Here is a 17,369-nt window from a genome sequence, read left to right as displayed (position 1 = left end):
CTTGAACATTGATATGAGCGCACTGCGGGAGTTGGAGCGTCAGCGGGAATTTCCCCTGGACAAGCTCATCCCCACCATTGAACAGGCCTTGTTGATGGCTTATCACAAGTCGCCTGGCTGCCACGAGATTGCGCGCGCCGAGCTGGACCGCAAGAGTGGACATGTGACCATTTGGGCGGCGGAACTTGACGACGACGGCGCCCCCATCGGCGAGTTCGACGACACCCCCAAGGGTTTTGGCCGCATTGCTGCCAGCACCGCACGCCAGATCATCCTGCAGCGCCTGCGCGACGAGGAAGACGACGCAGTGGTGGGTGAATTCCGCGGCAAGGAAGGCGAGCTGGTCTCCGGCCAGATCCAACAGGGCAACAACCCCAACATGATCCAGGTCAATCTTGGAGCCGTTGAAGGCGTGCTGCCTCCCAATGAGCAGGTTCCCGGTGAAAGCTACCGCCACGGAAGCCGGATCCGGTCCTTTGTGGTGGACGTCCGCCGGGGCACCAAGGGCCCCGCCATTACGCTCTCGCGCTCACACCCGGGCCTGGTGCGCAAGCTCTTTGAAATGGAAGTGCCGGAAATTGCCGACAACACTGTGGAGATCGTTTCACTGGCACGCGAAGCCGGCCACCGCACCAAAATGGCAGTGCAGGCGAACAAGGCCGGGGTCAATGCCAAGGGTTCATGCATTGGGGAAATGGGTTCCCGCGTCCGCGCGGTCATGGCAGAGCTGAACGACGAGAAAATCGACATCATTGATTTTCACGAGGATCCAGCCATTTTCATTGCCAATTCACTCTCACCGTCGAAGGTGATTTCAGTCACCATTGTCGATGAGGCTGCCCGTTCCGCCCGTGTGGTTGTCCCTGATTATCAGTTGTCTTTGGCCATTGGCAAGGAGGGTCAGAACGCCCGCCTGGCCGCAAAGCTCACCGGTTGGCGCATAGACATCGTCTCCGATGCCGCGGCGGAATAGGTCTGCACCATAACTGGGCGGTAGAATGGATCTCACCGGGATTCCGAATGCCCTGAACCCTTAGCACCGAAGGTAACAGCACACTTGGCAATACAAGCAGTCGCAGCGCAGAGCAATCAGCCGCAGCGCCCAGCGAATGTTGCCAGAGGTGCTGTTCGAACGTGTGTGGGGTGCAGGAAGGTGGGGGACCGGAGCGAGTTGGTGCGGCTGGTGAGGACAAGCACCGCTTCCGGTGACATGGAAGTGGCTGTTGATCTCCGACGCCGTCTGCCTGGCCGGGGAGCATGGCTTCACCCCGATCCGGCATGTTGGTCAAAAGCGTTGAAGCGACGCGCCATCGGCAGGGCCCTTCCCGGGGTCACTGCGGTGGCAGCCGCCGAATCGTTTGCAGCCAACGAATTGGCCCTTGTGGCAAAACCCGAAGCACGAACCTAATTGTCCCTTTTGTGAAAGCGGGTCAGAAAACCGATGGAAACCCGATGAGTACCCAGCGATGAGTGCCCAAAAATGAGCAATTTCATGTGCTCTCACGCCGCCCTTTCCGACATGGAATGGTGCAGTAAGAATTAAACAGCCCGTACCTGTCCGGTGCGGGCTGAGACAGGAGAAATGTGGCCAAGGCCCGCGTACACGAGCTTGCAAAAGAGCTCGGCATCACCTCAAAAGAAGCAGTAAGCAAACTGCAGGAACTCGGCGAATTCGTTCGTTCGGCATCCTCCACCATTGAGGCCCCCGTCGTGAAGAAGCTTCGCGACGCATTCCCGGCAGCACCCAAGGCTGCCGAATCCAAGGCTGCCGAATCCAAGCCTGCGGCTTCGCCCGCACCGGCCGCAGCCGCCCCCAAGGCGGCAGCACCGGCTCCCGCGGAGGCGTCTGCCCCGGCAGCCCCTTCGGCAGTGCCCGGACCCAAGGCGGCAGCATCGGCTGCCAAGCCCGGCGCCAAGGCTGCCCCGGTGAAAGCCGCCCCGGCAGCCCCCGCCGCTGAGGCACCCGCAGCACCGGCTCCCGCCGCTCCGGCAGCACCGGCTCCCGCAGAGGCAGCTGCCCCGGCAGCCGCCGAGCCCGCTGCCCCGGCCGCACCTGCCGGCAAGGCTGGTGCACCCGGAGCCCCGCGCCCCGGCAACAACCCCTTCGCAACGTCCCAGGGCATGCCGCGCTCCGGCGCGCGGTCCGAGACACGCAATGAGACCCGGAATGAAACCCGCAACGAGAACCGCAGCGACAGCCGCGCGCCCCGTCCCGCGGCCGGCGCAGCCGGTGGCGCAGGCCCCCGTCCGGGGAACAATCCCTTTGCCACCTCCCAGGGCATGCCGCGTCCGGGTGGCCCACGCACGCCTGAAGCTGGAGCAGGCGGCCCCCGCCCGGGTGGTCCCCGCCCCGCGGCAGGTGCCGGTGGCCCCCGTCCCGCAGCAGGTGCCGGTGGTCCCCGTCCGGGTGCCCCGCGTCCGGCCGGCGCCCCGGGTGCCGGTGGACCCCGTCCCGGCGCACCCCGTCCTGGAGGTGCGGCACGTCCCACACCCGGCATGATGCCCAACCGCACCGAGCGCCCCGCGGCTCCCGGCCGCGGCAATGACCGTCCCGGTGCTCCGGGCCGTGGCCGTCCGGGTGCTCCCGGCGCAACGCCAGGCGGCGCTCCGGGTGGAGCTCCCGCCGGTGGTGGCTTCGGCAAGGGTGGCCGCGGCCGCGGTGGCACCCAGGGTGCCTTCGGCAAGGGCGGCGCAGGCCGTGGCAAGCAGCGCAAGTCCAAGCGCGCCAAGCGCCAGGAACTTGAGCAGATGAGTGCTCCTTCACTGGGCGGCGTGAGCGTGCCCCGTGGAGACGGCAACAGCGTCATCCGTCTGCGTCGCGGCTCGTCCATCTCGGACTTCGCCGACAAGATCGAGGCAAACCCGGCAGCGCTGGTGACGGTGCTCTTCCACCTGGGCGAAATGGCAACCGCCACCCAGTCCCTGGATGAAGACACCTTTGCCCTGTTGGGTGCCGAGCTGGGCTACAAGGTCCAGGTCGTTTCCCCGGAGGACGAGGAGCGCGAACTGCTCAGCAGCTTCGACATTGACTTCGACGCCGAGCTTGAAGCCGAAGGCGACGAGGACCTTGAGGTCCGCCCGCCGGTGGTCACGGTCATGGGTCACGTTGACCACGGTAAGACGCGCCTGTTGGATGCTATCCGCAAGTCCGACGTCGTCGCCGACGAGCACGGTGGCATCACGCAGCACATTGGTGCGTACCAGATCGTGCATGAGCACGACGGCAACGAACGCTCCATCACCTTCATTGACACTCCCGGCCACGAGGCGTTCACCGCCATGCGTGCCCGGGGTGCCAAGGTCACCGACATTGCCATCCTGGTGGTTGCCGCCGATGACGGTGTGATGCCGCAGACCATTGAGGCGCTGAACCACGCACAGGCCGCCAATGTGCCGATCGTGGTGGCGGTGAACAAGATCGACAAGGACGATGCCAACCCGGAGAAGATCCGTGGCCAGCTGACCGAGTACGGTCTGGTTCCGGAGGAATACGGTGGCGACACCATGTTCGTGGACGTCTCCGCCCGCAACGGCATCAACATTGAGGAACTCCTCGAAGCTGTGCTGTTGACGGCCGACGCCGCCCTGGACATGCGCGCCAACCCGAACAAGGACGCCCGCGGCATTGCCATTGAAGCGAACCTGGACAAGGGCCGCGGTGCTGTTGCAACCGTGCTGGTCCAGTCCGGCACCCTGCACGTCGGTGACACCATTGTTGCCGGCACTGCCCATGGCCGTGTCCGCGCCATGTTCGATGAAAACGGTGAAGTGCTCACCGCGGCGGGTCCGTCCCGCCCGGTCCAGGTGCTGGGTCTGTCCAACGTTCCCCGCGCCGGTGACACCTTCTTCGTGACCTCCGACGAGCGCACGGCCCGCCAGATCGCTGAAAAGCGTGAAGCTGCCGACCGCAACGCGGCCCTGGCCAAGCGTCGCAAGCGCATCAGCCTGGAGGACTTCGACCAGGCAGTTGCCGATGGCAAGGTTGACACGCTGAACCTGATCCTCAAGGGTGACGTTTCCGGTGCCGTTGAGGCGCTGGAGGATTCACTGCTGAAGATCGACGTCGGCGAAGGCGTGCAGTTGCGCGTCATCCACCGCGGTGTCGGTGCCATCACGCAGAACGACGTGAACCTGGCCACCGTGGACAACGCCATCATCATCGGCTTCAACGTCAAGCCCGCCGAGCGGGTGGCCGAACTGGCCGACCGCGAAGGTGTGGACATGCGCTTCTACTCGGTCATCTACGGCGCCATTGATGACATTGAGCTGGCCCTGAAGGGCATGCTCAAGCCCGAGTACGAGGAGGCACAGCTGGGCACCGCGGAAATCCGCGAGGTCTTCCGTTCCTCCAAGCACGGCAACATTGCCGGTTCCATCGTCCGTTCCGGCACCATCCGCCGCAACACGAAGGCCCGCGTGCTGCGTGGCGGCAAGGTCATTGGTGACAACCTCACCGTTGACTCGCTCAAGCGCTTCAAGGATGACGCAACCGAAGTCCGCACGGACTTCGAGTGTGGCATTGGTTTGGGGTCGTTCAACGACCTCCAGGCCGAGGACATCATTGAGACGTTCGAAATGCGCGAGAAGCCGCGCGCCTAGCAACAAGTGAGCCGGCTGGGTGTCCATGGGACGCCCAGCCGGCTTTTTCTTCCCTAGGATGGTGTGGACACCTTTCCTATCGTCAACATTTTTAGGAGTTCATCATGGCTGATTCAGCCCGCGCGTCAAAGCTAGCCCAGCGCATCAAGGTTGTCGTGGCCGAAGGCTTGCGGGCCAAGGTCAAGGACCCGCGCGTGGAGGGCATCACCGTCACCGACGCCCGTGTGACCAACGACCTGCAGCACGCCACCATCTACTACACGGTCTTTGGTGATGAGACCGCCGGCAGCGAGGCCAAGATCGGGCTCGAGCGCGCCAAGGGTGTGCTCCGGGCCGAGGTGGGCCGGAACATCACCGTGCGCCTGACGCCCACCCTGGAATTCGTGGCCGATGAGATCCCCGAAAACGCCTCCAACCTTGAGGCGCTGCTGCGGGTGGCCAAGGAGCGGGACGCGAAACTGGCGGAAATTTCCGCCACCGCGCAGTTCGCCGGCGAAGCCGACCCCTATAAGAAGGACGAGGAAGACGCCGGCGACGCCTAATCCGGACGCCTGGGCCTCCAGGCACAAAAAAGCACCTGCCGCACTGTGCGGCAGGTGCTTTTTTGGGTGCCGGGACTATCCCCAGGTGATGGGGTTGTCGCGGTACTTGTTGTCCTTGTAGTTCTCGTAGTTGAAGTTCGAGTCGTCGTAGCTGGCGGTGGTCACTTCATCACCGGCAGGGGCCAAAAAGACGCTGCAGATGGTCTTGCTGGAGCCCACCACGTAGCTGAAGGCATCGCCGTCGCCCTCCGTTTTGAAGTTGCCCGAGTCGCATTCGCCCATGGTCCCCATGACAATGAGCTTTTGCGCCTCGGTGCCGTCCTTGAGGTGGCCCTGGATGCGCGGATCGCCAATGCCGGCCGAGGGCTTGCTCAGAGAGGTCAGTGTCACGTCGGTGAAGACGTAGTACGGGATTTGGCCGGCAAATTTCGAGGCGTCCTTCAGTGCCGCCAGATCTGCCTCGCTGCCCTTGACGATCTTTGTGACCTTCGTCTCGTGCGTGGCTTCCTTGTACTTCTCCGTGCCCTGCTCGCCGCTGTTGCTGTGGGTGTAGGCCACCTCGCCAAACTTCAGTTCGGTGCCGGGCTCGGTGATTTTTCCGGCGGCGGCGGGGGCGTTGGTGGCAGCCTTGGTGGCCGCTGCCGTGGTGGGTGAGTCTTCCCCGCCGCGGTCAGAGGATGCGGAAGTGGACTCAGGCGTTGCCGCGGCGGCGCTTTGTTCCTGCGCTGCCGGGCTGGAATCGCCGTCGTTGCCGGCACCTGGGCTGGGCAGGCAGCCGGTGAGCGCCAAGGTGAGGGCGGCACCTGCACCAAGTGCGGCCAGCGAACGCTTGGGGGCGGGGCTTGTTGTGGACTTCATGGTTCTCCGTCAATGATGGGTGCGAAATGTTTACTCCACTGAACAGACTAAAACACTGCGCGGCGTCCGGCGATGGGGACAACTCACCATGAGGGGCGGCGGGTGCGGATATACTTCAAAGCGTGCTTTCTGGACTGGTAATTGTAGACAAACCGCAGGGATGGACCAGCCACGACGTGGTGGGCCGGATGCGAAGGCTTGCAGGGACCCGCAAAGTGGGCCATGCCGGCACCCTTGACCCCATGGCCACGGGAGTGCTGGTGGTGGGCATCAACAAGGCCACCCGCCTGCTGACGTACATAGTGGGGACCGGCAAAAGCTACCAGGCCACCATCCGGCTCGGCGCCACCACCGTGACCGACGACGCCGAGGGTGAGGTCACTGCCACCGCCGCCACCGGGATGGTCACCGATGCGGCCATTGCCGCCGGCATCGCGGCTTTGCGCGGTCCCATCATGCAGGTGCCCAGCAGCGTCAGCGCCATCAAGGTCAACGGTGAACGCGCCTACGCCCGGGTCCGCTCCGGCGAGGATGTAAAGCTTGCCGCCCGGCCCGTCACCATCCACGGTTTTGACGTGGCGCAGATCCGCCGTGTGGACGGCTTCATTGACCTGGACGTCACGGTGGAGTGCTCCTCCGGAACCTACATCCGGGCGCTGGCCCGCGACCTCGGCGCCGGCCTGAACGTGGGCGGCCACCTGACCGCCCTGCGGCGCAGTGCGGTGGGCCCCTACACCTTGGCACAGGCCAGCACGCTTGAGGAACTGGCCAGTGAAATGCGGATTTTGGACATTGCCGACGCCGCCCGGGCCCTCATGCCCGTCCGCGAGCTGAGCGCCCACGAGGCCGTGGAGCTGTCCTTTGGCCGGCGCATCCCCGCCAGTGCGGAGGGCACCCACACGGCCGAGGCGCCCGCTGCGGCCTTTGCCCCCGACGGCACCCTGGTGGCGCTGCTTTTCGATGCCGGCCGGCACGCCAGGCCCGTTTTGGTGTTCCCTGCGGATGCGCCGCCGGCATCCGGCACTCCGGGCCGGGACGTGGCGCCGTGAGCGTTGACGGCTGGTTCATAGCCGGGACCGTGGTCGGGGGCGCGTCCACCGTCATTTGCCTCCTAGCCGGGATCCTGAAAAGGAAACCCAATGATCTGACCCTGCTGTCCCTGGCCGGCGTGGAACTTTTCATTGTGGTCTACGCCGTCGCCGCCGCCATCCGCCTGGCCGGTTCCGAAGCGCTGGTGGGCGAGGCCTGGGAGTTCTGGGGCTACGTCTTTACGGCCGCCATGCTGCCGGTGGCGGGCTTTTACTGGGCCATGCTGGAACGCACCCACTGGTCCAACTTCGTGATGGCCTTTGTGGGGGTCACGGTGGCGGTCATGCTGGCCCGCATGGCACAAATTTGGTATGGAACAACCACTGCCGCACCCGCGGCGCTCAATGCGCTGCATTTAGGACTTGGACTATGAACACCTCAACATCGCGCGTCCGCAACCCGCAGGGGCGCACCTCCGGCGCCGGCCGCCTGCTCATCACCGTCTACGGGATCTTCGCCATTTCCGCCACCGCCCGGGCCGCGTTCCAAATTGCCACCCACTTTGCCGACGCGCCGGTGGCCTACCTGCTCTCGGGCTTCGCCGCAGTGGTCTACATTGTGGCCACGGTGGCCCTGGCGAAGCCGGGCGTCCGCTGGGCCCGCATTGCCGCCGCGGCCGTCTGCGTGGAGTTGGCGGGCGTGCTGGTGGTGGGGGCCTTGAGCGTCTTTGACGCCCAGGCCTTCCCGCATGCCACGGTGTGGAGCATGTTTGGCCGCGGCTACGGTTACATCCCCCTGCTGCTGCCCGTGCTGGGACTCATTTGGCTGTACCGGCACCGGGACGCCACATGACGTCTGGGGTCTTGGACGGTGCACACCCGCGGCTGACGGCCGGGACCACCACCCTGCGCCGCTTTGAAACTTCCGACGCCGCAGCGTTTGCCGCCATTCACCGGGACCGGGAGAACGTGCGGTGGACCGGCTCCGTGCCGGACATGGATGCGGAGGCCGCCGCCGCGTACATCGACGGCAATCTGGCCGCCGGCTGGGACAGCGGCAAACAGCTGCGCCTGGCCGTGGCTGAACACCTTGGCGGTGCTGACACCGTGGTGGGGACCGTGAGCCTGCAGGAGGTGTTTTCCACCCGGCCCGGCGGTTCCGCCGCCGTGGGCATTAAGATGCTGCCGCAGGGCCGGGGAACGGGCAGCGCGGCACGGGCCGTGGAACTGCTTTGCCGCTGGGCCTTTGACGGCCTGGGCCTGGAGTACCTGCACTGGCACAGCGCCGCAACAAATTACCCGGGGCTGGCCCTGGCCCGGCGCTGCGGCTTCGTGGCTGGGGCACCCATCGCCGGCTGGGGCCATGAAGCCGGCCGCGTGGTGGACGGCGTCATCCTCAGCCTCGACGCCGCGCAATGGGCGGCCCGGAACGGGCAGGCTGCCGGCCCCGCGGTGCCTGAGCTGCGGGCGGACACCGTGGTGCTGCGGGCCCTGACCATGGCCGACGCGCCCGCGTTGATTGGGTTTTGCCGCGATCCGGAATCCGTGCGGTGGACCACTGTCCCGCTGGACTACACCCTGGCCCACGCCCAAGCCTTCATTGGCCACCTTGTCCCTGAGGGCTGGCGCACCGGGAAGGTTTTGACCTTCGCCGTGGCGGACCCCGCCAGCAACGCCCTGCTGGCAACGGTGGACCTGCAGTGCAGGATCCCCAAGGCGGCAGCGGTGGGCATCAACGTGGGCCCTACGGCCCGGGGCACCGGAATTGCCGAAGCGGCGGTGCGTGTGCTGCTGGAGTACGCCTTCGGGGAGCTGGGGCTGGACTTTGTGCACTGGCATGCCATGGTCCCGAACTGGGGGAGCCGGAAGCTGGCGTGGAAGCTGGGCTTTGCTTTTGACGGCGAGCTGCGCGGCAGCCACAACGACCGGGGAACACCGCGCGGGCAGTGGGTGTTGTCACTGGCGGCCGGGGAGCCGCGCACACCGCAGCTGCCCTGGACCGGTCCGGCACCCGCCACGCGGTAGCCTAGAAAAACCGCCACCACCGCGGCGGCGCTGAAATGGCAGCGCCGCCGCGGACCACTGAGTCAACGGATGAGGAAAAGCTGTGCACATTTGGAACAGTCTTGATGAGGTTCCCCTGGATTTTGGCCCCTGCGTGGTCACTCTGGGAAATTTTGACGGCTTGCACCGCGGGCACCAGGAGGTCCTGGGGCAGGTGCGTGCCGAAGCCGCCGCGCGCGGCGCGCACAGCGTGGCGCTGACCTTCGATCCGCACCCGGCGCTGATCCACCGCCCGGAGTCCGCACCTGCCCAGATCATGGGGTTGGAGGAGAAGCTGGCGGCCATGGCGGCGCTGGGGCTCGACGGGGTGCTGGTGATGCCCTACAACCTGGAGTTTGCCCAGCAGACGCCCCGGGAGTTCATTGAAAACGTCTTTGTCCGCGGGCTGCGCGCCTGCGCCGTGGTGGTGGGGGAGGACGTCCGCTTTGGCCGGGGCAACGCGGGGGAACTGTCCACCATGCAGGAGCTGGGCCGGCAGCTGGGCTTTGACGTCATCACCGTCAATGATGAGGGCCATGACCGCCGCTGGTCCTCCACCTGGGTCCGTGAAGCCCTTGACAAGGGCGAGGTGGACACGGCGGCGCAGGTGCTGGGCCGGCACCACAGCGTGCGTGGCGAGGTGGTCCACGGCGCCGCCCGCGGACGGGAACTGGGATTCCCCACCGCGAACCTCTCGGCCAAATCCACCGGGATCATCCCTGCCGACGGCGTGTATGCCGGCTGGTTGACCGACTCCCGCGGACACCGCTGGCCGGCGGCCATCTCCGTCGGTTCCAACCCCACCTTCGTGGGCGTGTCCCGCCAGGTCGAGGCGCATGTCATTGACCGGCCCGAGGAGCCGGTGGAGGACTTCAACCTGTATGGCCAACGCGTCCGGCTGGAATTTGTCCGGCATCTGCGCGGGATGGTGGCCTACACGGGGCCGGCGGCGCTCATTGAGCAAATGCATCTGGACGTGGTGCAGGCCCGCCAGGTGCTGGCGGCGCCGCCCCGTGGCGCCGCCGCCTCCCACAGCCCCGCTTCGACAGAAGCGCCGGCGGTGGACTAAACTGGTCTTTGGAGTCCGGCTGCAGTCCGTGGTGGCTGGATTCCCTTGTGTGCGGGCAGTTTTGGGCCCGGCCGCAAGCAACATGTTCACGGCACACCAGAGGAGTCAGTTGTGGCACTTGAAGCCGCTGTAAAGCAGGAAATCATGAAGGCTTACGCCACCAGCGAAGGTGACACCGGCTCTCCCGAGGTTCAGGTTGCGATGCTCTCGCGCCGCATCCTGGATTTGACCGAGCACTTGAAGATGCACAAGCATGACCACCACACCCGCCGCGGCCTGATGGCCCTGGTTGGTCGCCGTCGTCGTCTGCTGGGGTACTTGAAGGACACTGACATCACCCGCTACCGTACGCTCATCGAGCGCCTCGGCCTGCGTCGCTAGTTTGCGCATAAAAGGCGGCTTTCCAGCTAACGGGACACCCTTGTGTTCCGAAACGCTGGGGGGTCGCCTTTCATGGTTTGTAAAACATATATTGTGAAGTAGGGGCCGGCGGTCCGTTCCGTCGGCACCAAACCCGCAACGCTTGAGGGCGCACGTTCTTTCATTCACGCATTCGCGGTCCTCGGTAGTGGCTTCCGGGACGCGCACCTGGCCAAGGTCCTTGGCAGGCGCCGTCGTCCCGTGGGCCTCGATCGAAGACCGGGTGTAGTACAGGCACCACGGCACCATCCGGTGGTGGTCTGTGAAAAGAATGAACTGTGCGTCCTTGCAGCAGGGGTTCATTGAAGAACACTTAAAAGGAAATGGAGGTGACTCTCTATGGAGGGTCCCGAGATTCAGTATTCAGAGGCCGTCATTGACAACGGCCGTTTCGGCACACGCGTTGTCCGCTTTGAAACCGGCCGCCTTGCCCAGCAGGCCGCCGGTGCGGCCATGGTCTACATTGACGAGGACACTGTCCTGCTGTCGGCCACCACGGCCGGCAAGCACCCGCGCGAAGGCTTTGACTTCTTCCCGCTGACGGTCGACGTCGAAGAGCGCATGTACGCTGCCGGCCGCATTCCGGGCAGCTTCTTCCGCCGCGAGGGCCGCCCCTCCACCGAGGCCATCCTGGCCTGCCGCCTGATGGACCGTCCGCTGCGCCCGGCCTTCGTCAAGGGCCTGCGCAACGAGGTCCAGGTGGTCGTGACGGTCTTGGCCATCAACCCCGACGTGCTCTACGACGTGGTGGCCATCAACGCCTCCTCCATGTCCACGCAGCTTTCCGGCCTGCCGTTCTCCGGCCCCATTGGCGGCGTGCGCGTGGCCTTGATCGACGACGGTGCGGGCCCGCAATGGGTTGCCTTCCCGAAGCACTCCGAACTGGAAAACGCCGTGTTCAACATGGTGGTGGCCGGCAAGGCTGCCGGTGATGACGTTGCCATCATGATGGTGGAGGCCGAAGCCACCGAGAACTCCTGGAAGCTCATCAAGGAACAGGGCCACCAGGCCCCCACCGAGGAAATTGTTTCCGAGGGCCTGGAAGCCGCCAAGCCTTTCATCAAGGCCCTGTGCGATGCGCAGGCGGATTTGGCAGCACGCGCGGCCAAGCCCACGGTTGAATTCCCGGTCTTCTTGGACTTCGAAGACGACGTCTACGACGCCGTCGAAAAGGCCGCCGCCACCAAGCTGGCGGCAGTGTTCACCATTGCCGACAAGCAGGAGCGCGAGAACGCCTCCGATTCCCTCAAGGACGAGACCATTGCCGCCCTGGCAGCGGACTTTGCCGGCCGGGAAAAGGAACTCTCCGCAGCCTTCCGTGCCGTCACCAAGCACGTCATCCGCCAGCGCATCCTCACCGAGCAGGTCCGCATCGACGGCCGCGGCCTCACTGACATCCGCCAGCTCACCGCCGAGGTCGAGGTCCTGCCGCGGGTGCATGGTTCGGCCATCTTTGAGCGCGGCGAAACCCAGATCATGGGCGTCACCACCTTGAACATGCTCAAGATGGAACAGCAAATTGACTCGCTGAGCCCCGTGACGCGCAAGCGCTACATGCACAACTACAACTTCCCGCCGTACTCCACCGGTGAGACCGGCCGTGTGGGCTCGCCCAAGCGCCGCGAAATCGGCCACGGCGCCCTGGCCGAGCGGGCACTGGTTCCCGTGCTGCCCACGCGTGAGGAATTCCCCTACGCCATCCGCCAGGTCTCCGAGGCGCTGAGCTCCAACGGCTCCACCTCCATGGGTTCGGTGTGCGCCTCGACCCTGTCGCTGCTCAACGCCGGCGTGCCCTTGAAGGCACCCGTTGCAGGCATCGCCATGGGCCTGGTCTCCGACCAGGTGGACGGCCAGACCCGCTACGCGGCCCTGACCGACATCCTCGGTGCCGAAGATGCCTTCGGCGACATGGACTTCAAGGTTGCCGGCACCGCCGAGTTCGTCACGGCCATCCAGCTGGACACCAAGCTGGACGGCATCCCGGCCTCCGTGCTGGCCGCCGCGCTGAAGCAGGCACGCGAAGCCCGCCTGCACATCCTCAGTGTCCTCACCAGCGCCATTGACGTTCCGGACGAGCTCTCCGAGTTCGCCCCCCGCGTCATTGCCGTGAAGATCCCGGTGGACAAGATCGGCGAGGTCATTGGGCCCAAGGGCAAGATGATCAACCAGATCCAGGAGGACACCGGCGCGGACATCTCCATTGAAGATGACGGCACCGTGTACATTGGCGCCACCAACGGCCCCTCTGCCGACGCGGCCCGTTCGGCCATCAATGCCATTGCCAACCCCCAGGTTCCCGAAACCGGCGAACGGTACCTTGGCACGGTTGTGAAGACCACCACCTTTGGTGCCTTCATTTCGCTGACCCCGGGCAAGGACGGCCTGCTGCACATCTCCGAGCTGCGCAAGCTGGCCGGCGGCAAGCGTGTGGACAATGTCGATGACGTGGTGTCCGTGGGCCAGAAGATCCAGGTGGAAATCACCAAGATCGACGACCGCGGCAAGCTCTCCCTCTCCCCGGTGGTTGCCGAGGAAGGCGAAAGCGCCGAAGAGGCAATTGCCGAAAGCGTTGCCGAGTAGTTCATGGCGATGACCCTTTTGCCGCTTCACAGCGCTGCCGACGGCCTGGCGGAGAACACCTCAACCCTCATTTCGGGCACGGCCGACGGCGCCGCCGTGCGCCGTTCGGTCCTGCCCGGGGGAGTGCGGGTGCTCACCGAGGCCATGCCGGGGCAGCGCAGTGCGTCAATTGGGTTCTGGGTTGGTGTTGGCTCTCGGGATGAAGCCGAGGGCCAACACGGCTCAACCCACTTCCTGGAGCACCTGTTGTTCAAGGGCACCAGGCGCCGGACGGCGCTGGACATAGCGTCGGCCTTTGACGAGGTGGGCGGTGAATCCAACGCCGCCACGGCCAAGGAAAGCACCTGCTACTACGCCCGCGTGCTGGACACCGACCTGCCCATGGCCATTGACGTCATTGCCGACATGGTCACCTCCGCGGTCATTGATCCGGCCGAGCTGGAGCAGGAACGCGACGTCATCCTGGAGGAAATCGCCATGGACGGCGACGACCCCACCGACGTTGCGCATGAAAAATTTGTGCAGGCGGTGCTGGGCAGCCACGCCTTGGGCCGCCCCATTGGCGGGACCCCCGAGGCCATCAAGGCCGTTCCCCGCGCCTCGGTGTGGGAACACTACCAAAAACACTACCGGCCCGAAACCCTGGTCATCACCGCCGCCGGCGGCCTGGACCACGAGCAGGTGTGCCGGCAGGTGCTGTCCGCGCTGACGGCCGCCGGCTGGTCCCTGGACGCCGACGTTGCCCCCGTGGCGCGCCGCAGCCCCGCAGCCGTGCAGATCACCGGCACCGCCGGGCTGCATGTGGTGACGCGCCAGGTGGAGCAGGCCAACATCATTGTGGGCTGCCCCGCCATCACGGCCACGGATGGGCGCCGCTACGTCATGAGCGTGCTGAACGCCATCTTGGGCGGCGGCATGTCCTCACGCCTGTTCCAGGAAATCCGGGAAAAGCGTGGCCTGGTGTATTCGACCTATTCCTTCTCCTCGGCCTACGCCGACGCCGGCTACTTTGGCCTCTACGCTGGCTGCTCCCCGCAAAAGGTGGGCCAGGTCATTGGGCTGCTCACGGCGGAACTGGAGAAGCTGGCCGGCGGGGGCGTCAGCGCCGGCGAGCTGGAAAAGGCCCTGGGCCAGCTGTGTGGCGGCATTGTCCTGGGCATGGAGGACAGCGGCTCGCGCATGTCCCGGCTGGGACGCTCGGAACTGGTGTCCGGGGAATTCCTGGACATTGACGAGACCCTGGGCCGCATCCGTTCGGTCACGGCCACCCAGGTGCAGGAGCTGGCGCGCGAACTGGCCGCCGCGCCCCGCACCATCACGGTGGTGGGCCCCTTTGCCGAAACCGAGACCTTCGGCCTCTAACGCCGTGCTGCCGCCCTTAGCCGCCGGCAAAGGGTGGCAGCACGTCCACCACGTCGTCCTGGGCCAGCACCGTATCCGGTCCGCCGGCGGCGGCCTCGTTCAGTAAAAAGCTGCAGCGGGTCAAGACCTCGGCCAGCGCCGGAACGTGGGCGGAAGCCGACACCGGATGCTCGGCCACCAAATGCGCCGAAAGATCAGCCAGCGTGAAATCACCGGCGCCCCTGTGGGCTGCCAAATCAAGGTGCTGCTCCTCAAGGCCCGTCGCGGCCGCTGCCGCAGCGAAATACCGGATCTGCATTTTTCTATCCTCCGATCGCGCTCATGCTTCGGTCCGGCTGGACGAAGTCCGCATCGCCCAGGCCCGGGTGGCCCATGCCGTGGGCCCGGGGCTTGGCCCACATGGCCTCCTGCCAGCGTGCGGCGACGGCGTCGTCGTCGGCCTCCGTGGTGCCGGCACGCAGCAGCCCCAGCAGGTCCACCTCCGTCAGGGAGAACAGGCAGCTCATGACCTTGCCCTCGGCCGTGATGCGGGTGCGGCGGCAGTCGGTGCAAAAGGGCTCCGTCACGGAGGCAATGATGCCCACCGTGCCGAGCAGCGTGCCGCTGCCCGGGTGCCTGACCTCAAAGCGCTCCGCAGGCGCCCCGTCGCGCGACCGGGGGTCGGGGGCCAGCGTAAACGTGGGCGCCAGCAGCGCCCGGATTTCGGCGGCGGTGATCATGCCCTCGCGGGTCCAGCCGTGGTCGGCGTCCAGTGGCATCTGCTCAATGAAGCGCAGTTCAAAGCCGCGGTCCAGGCTCCACTGCAGCAGTTCCGCGGCATGGCCGTCGTTGATCCCGCGCAGCAGCACGGCGTTGATCTTCACCGGCGTCAGGCCGGCGGCTGCCGCGGCCTCAATGCCGGCCAGCACCTGGTCCAGGAAGGGGCGGCGGGTGAGCTGGAGGAAGGCGTCGTGGTGGAGCGTGTCCATGGATACGTTCAGCCGGGTGAGGCCGGCGTCGGCGAGTGCCTGCGCCTTCTTGGCCAGGCCCACGCCATTGGTGGTCAGCGAAATGGGCAGCTCCGGGTGGTTGCGGCGCAGCGCGGCAATGATGGGCACCAGGTCCGCGCGCACCAGCGGCTCGCCGCCGGTCAACCGCAGCTCGCGCACACCCAGGCGGTCCACCCCCAGGCCCACCAGGCGCACAATTTCAGCGGCGGTGAGCACCTTGTCCTTCTTCAGCCAGTCCAGCCCGGCCTCGGGCATGCAGTAGGTGCAGCGCAAATTGCACTTGTCCGTCAGGGACAGGCGCATGTCGGTGGCTCGGCGGCCAAACTGGTCCAGCAGCCCGCCGCCGTGCCCACCCGTGGACGGGACGTCCGGGCGCACTACGGGCATGCCCAAGGCCACATGATTGCTTTCCATGCCTCAACGCTACGCCATGACGGGTTTCGCGTCTGCCTTGTTCGCCGCCGGCCCAGGTGCATTAAACACTTAGGATGGGGACAACGGCGCCGCCAGGTGCCCCCGGGTGAAGGACGCCATGCGCAGAACAGTTGTGGAACACCAACAGGCCATTGAAACACTGCTGCGGACCGGCTGGACGCGGTTCCCCGACTCGGTGCTGAACGACGCCGGTGCTTTGGTTGCGCTGGACCAGGCGCTCGGGCGGGTCCTGGCGCAGGATCTGGTGGCTGGCGTGGCCCTGCCGCCGTTCAGCAACTCACAAATGGATGGCTACGCCATCAGCGTGGCCATTGATCAACCGGAAAACAGTGATTCGACGGAATCAACCACCTTTGTGGTGGGAGAGACCATTGCGGCCGGGGCGGTGCCGGCGGCGTTGCCCGTCGGCACCGCCGCACCCATCATGACCGGAGCCATGGTCCCGGACGGCGCCAACGCCGTGGTGCCGGTGGAATTGGCTGCACCGGCCCAATTTTTGGCCCCCGGCGGCACGGTGGAGCTGCCGGCCACCACGGCCGGGCGTTTTGTCCGTCCGGCCGGCTCCGACGTGCCGGCCGGGGCCGTGGCCATTGCCGCCGGCACGGTGCTCAACGCCGCCCATTTGGGGTTGGCTGCGGCCCTGGGGTGCACTGCAGTGCAGCTGCGGCGCAGGCCCCGGGTGCTGCTGCTGACCACCGGGGACGAGGTGGTGGCCCCCGGCGGCCCCGAAGCGGCCGCCGGGCTGCCGGCGGGAAAAATATATGACGCCAATGGGATGCTGTTGGCTGCGGCGCTGGCGCAGGCGGGCCTTGAAGTGGTGCATGCGCACATGGTCAGTGACGAGCCGGCGGCACTGCTGCAGGTGCTGGACTCCCGGCTTGGCGGTGGCCCGGCCGGGGCCGGCGTGGAGCTGGTGCTGTCCGTGGGCGGGATCAGCGCCGGTGCCTTTGAAGTGGTGCGCCAGGCGCTGGGGAGCGGGCTGGCGCATGCCGAGATGGATTTTGTCCAGGTGGCTTTGCAGCCGGGCGGGCCACAGGGCCTGGGCACGTACCGTGGGGTGCCCTTTGTGGCTTTTCCCGGAAACCCCGTCAGCGCCTACGTTTCCGTGGAGATGTTCCTGCGGCCCGCCCTGACGGCGCTGCTGGGCGCACCTGCCCCCCGCCACCGGGTGGTGGCGGTCCTGGCGCACGCCCTGACGTCCCCGGCGGGCAAACACCAGATCCGGCGTGCCCGCTACGAGGGCCCGGACTTTGAGGTTGCCGCATCCGTGCGTGAGGTGGGCGGGGAATCCTCCCACCTGCTGGGTGCCCTGGCGCAGGCCAATGCCCTGCTGGAGATCCCCGCGGGGGTCACGAAATTGCAGCCGGGGGCAAAAGTGGAAGTATTGCTGCTGTGACTACATCCGAAGAACCCGTCCCTGATGAGCTTTCCGCCGGCGATGCAA

At 66.2% G+C, this 17,369-nt stretch carries 16 protein-coding genes; 13 read left to right on the top strand and 3 right to left on the bottom strand.

The features are described from left to right. Position 1 precedes the first annotated feature (1 nt). From nusA to rbfA, 4 genes are all read left to right on the top strand, one after another. Positions 2-973 (top strand): transcription termination factor NusA, encoded by a 972-nt coding sequence (nusA, locus tag ACFUCV_RS00410; RefSeq protein ID WP_380810824.1) that lies wholly within the window; start codon positions 2-4, stop codon positions 971-973. A gap of 165 nt (positions 974-1,138) precedes the next feature. Continuing rightward, positions 1,139-1,408, top strand: coding sequence for a YlxR family protein (locus ACFUCV_RS00405; RefSeq protein ID WP_380810822.1), 270 nt, complete (start codon positions 1,139-1,141; stop codon positions 1,406-1,408). Positions 1,409-1,584: 176 nt separating this feature from the next. Beyond that, on the top strand, positions 1,585-4,599 hold the full coding sequence (gene infB / locus ACFUCV_RS00400; protein WP_380810820.1) for a translation initiation factor IF-2: 3,015 nt from the start codon (positions 1,585-1,587) through the stop codon (positions 4,597-4,599). 104 nt (positions 4,600-4,703) lie between these two features. Beyond that, positions 4,704-5,141, top strand: coding sequence for a 30S ribosome-binding factor RbfA (gene rbfA, locus ACFUCV_RS00395; RefSeq protein WP_380810818.1), 438 nt, complete (start codon positions 4,704-4,706; stop codon positions 5,139-5,141). A 75-nt stretch (positions 5,142-5,216) separates the two neighbouring features. On the opposite strand, the gene ACFUCV_RS00390 is transcribed toward rbfA, so the two are convergent. Beyond that, positions 5,217-5,999, bottom strand: coding sequence for a hypothetical protein (locus tag ACFUCV_RS00390; RefSeq protein WP_380810816.1), 783 nt, complete (start codon positions 5,997-5,999; stop codon positions 5,217-5,219). A 122-nt stretch (positions 6,000-6,121) separates the two neighbouring features. On the opposite strand from ACFUCV_RS00390, the gene truB reads away from it, so the two are divergent. From truB to ACFUCV_RS00350, 8 genes are all read left to right on the top strand, one after another. Next, on the top strand, positions 6,122-7,048 hold the full coding sequence (gene truB, locus ACFUCV_RS00385) for a tRNA pseudouridine(55) synthase TruB (protein WP_380810814.1): 927 nt from the start codon (positions 6,122-6,124) through the stop codon (positions 7,046-7,048). Continuing rightward, positions 7,045-7,461, top strand: coding sequence for a hypothetical protein (locus ACFUCV_RS00380; RefSeq protein WP_380810812.1), 417 nt, complete (start codon positions 7,045-7,047; stop codon positions 7,459-7,461). The genes truB and ACFUCV_RS00380 overlap by 4 nt, the downstream gene beginning before the upstream one ends. Beyond that, a complete protein-coding gene (locus ACFUCV_RS00375) occupies positions 7,458-7,880 on the top strand; it encodes a hypothetical protein (protein WP_380810810.1) in 423 nt (140 codons plus the stop codon). The genes ACFUCV_RS00380 and ACFUCV_RS00375 overlap by 4 nt, the downstream gene beginning before the upstream one ends. After that, a complete protein-coding gene (locus ACFUCV_RS00370) occupies positions 7,877-9,052 on the top strand; it encodes a GNAT family N-acetyltransferase (RefSeq protein ID WP_380810808.1) in 1,176 nt (391 codons plus the stop codon). Before ACFUCV_RS00375 ends, ACFUCV_RS00370 begins: the two co-directional genes overlap by 4 nt. 82 nt (positions 9,053-9,134) lie before the next feature. Further along, on the top strand, positions 9,135-10,139 hold the full coding sequence (locus ACFUCV_RS00365; RefSeq protein WP_380810806.1) for a bifunctional riboflavin kinase/FAD synthetase: 1,005 nt from the start codon (positions 9,135-9,137) through the stop codon (positions 10,137-10,139). Positions 10,140-10,250: 111 nt separating this feature from the next. Continuing rightward, positions 10,251-10,520: a 30S ribosomal protein S15 gene (gene rpsO / locus ACFUCV_RS00360; RefSeq protein ID WP_380810804.1), complete on the top strand. Its 270-nt coding sequence runs from the start codon at positions 10,251-10,253 to the stop codon at positions 10,518-10,520. A 378-nt stretch (positions 10,521-10,898) separates the two neighbouring features. Continuing rightward, entirely contained in the window at positions 10,899-13,139 is a 2,241-nt protein-coding gene (locus ACFUCV_RS00355; protein WP_380810801.1) for a polyribonucleotide nucleotidyltransferase, read from the top strand. A gap of 3 nt (positions 13,140-13,142) precedes the next feature. Next, positions 13,143-14,501, top strand: coding sequence for a M16 family metallopeptidase (locus ACFUCV_RS00350; protein ID WP_380810797.1), 1,359 nt, complete (start codon positions 13,143-13,145; stop codon positions 14,499-14,501). A gap of 16 nt (positions 14,502-14,517) precedes the next feature. Here the strand turns inward: ACFUCV_RS00350 and ACFUCV_RS00345 are convergent, their stop codons facing one another. After that, a complete protein-coding gene (locus ACFUCV_RS00345) occupies positions 14,518-14,799 on the bottom strand; it encodes a MoaD/ThiS family protein (protein WP_380810793.1) in 282 nt (93 codons plus the stop codon). Positions 14,800-14,803: 4 nt separating this feature from the next. Beyond that, positions 14,804-15,904: a GTP 3',8-cyclase MoaA gene (gene moaA / locus ACFUCV_RS00340; RefSeq protein WP_380810790.1), complete on the bottom strand. Its 1,101-nt coding sequence runs from the start codon at positions 15,902-15,904 to the stop codon at positions 14,804-14,806. 118 nt (positions 15,905-16,022) lie between these two features. On the opposite strand from moaA, the gene glp reads away from it, so the two are divergent. Continuing rightward, a complete protein-coding gene (glp, locus tag ACFUCV_RS00335; RefSeq protein ID WP_380810787.1) occupies positions 16,023-17,321 on the top strand; it encodes a gephyrin-like molybdotransferase Glp in 1,299 nt (432 codons plus the stop codon). The last annotated feature ends 48 nt before the right edge of the window (positions 17,322-17,369 follow it).

Source organism: Specibacter sp. NPDC057265 (genome assembly GCF_042668835.1).
GTDB lineage: Bacteria > Actinomycetota > Actinomycetes > Actinomycetales > Micrococcaceae > Specibacter.
This window is presented reverse-complemented; position numbering and strand designations above follow the sequence as displayed.

Bases quoted from the DNA above. Each gene is read 5' to 3' on its own strand.
- moaA (WP_380810790.1), bottom strand. From the start codon at position 15,904: ATGGAAAGCAATCATGTGGCCTTGGGCATGCCCGTAGTGCGCCCGGAC.
- glp (WP_380810787.1), top strand. From the start codon at position 16,023: ATGCGCAGAACAGTTGTGGAACACCAACAGGCCATTGAAACACTGCTG.
- ACFUCV_RS00375 (WP_380810810.1), top strand. From the start codon at position 7,458: ATGAACACCTCAACATCGCGCGTCCGCAACCCGCAGGGGCGCACCTCC.
- ACFUCV_RS00370 (WP_380810808.1), top strand. From the start codon at position 7,877: ATGACGTCTGGGGTCTTGGACGGTGCACACCCGCGGCTGACGGCCGGG.
- ACFUCV_RS00345 (WP_380810793.1), bottom strand. From the start codon at position 14,799: ATGCAGATCCGGTATTTCGCTGCGGCAGCGGCCGCGACGGGCCTTGAG.
- ACFUCV_RS00350 (WP_380810797.1), top strand. From the start codon at position 13,143: ATGGCGATGACCCTTTTGCCGCTTCACAGCGCTGCCGACGGCCTGGCG.
- rbfA (WP_380810818.1), top strand. From the start codon at position 4,704: ATGGCTGATTCAGCCCGCGCGTCAAAGCTAGCCCAGCGCATCAAGGTT.
- ACFUCV_RS00390 (WP_380810816.1), bottom strand. From the start codon at position 5,999: ATGAAGTCCACAACAAGCCCCGCCCCCAAGCGTTCGCTGGCCGCACTT.
- ACFUCV_RS00355 (WP_380810801.1), top strand. From the start codon at position 10,899: ATGGAGGGTCCCGAGATTCAGTATTCAGAGGCCGTCATTGACAACGGC.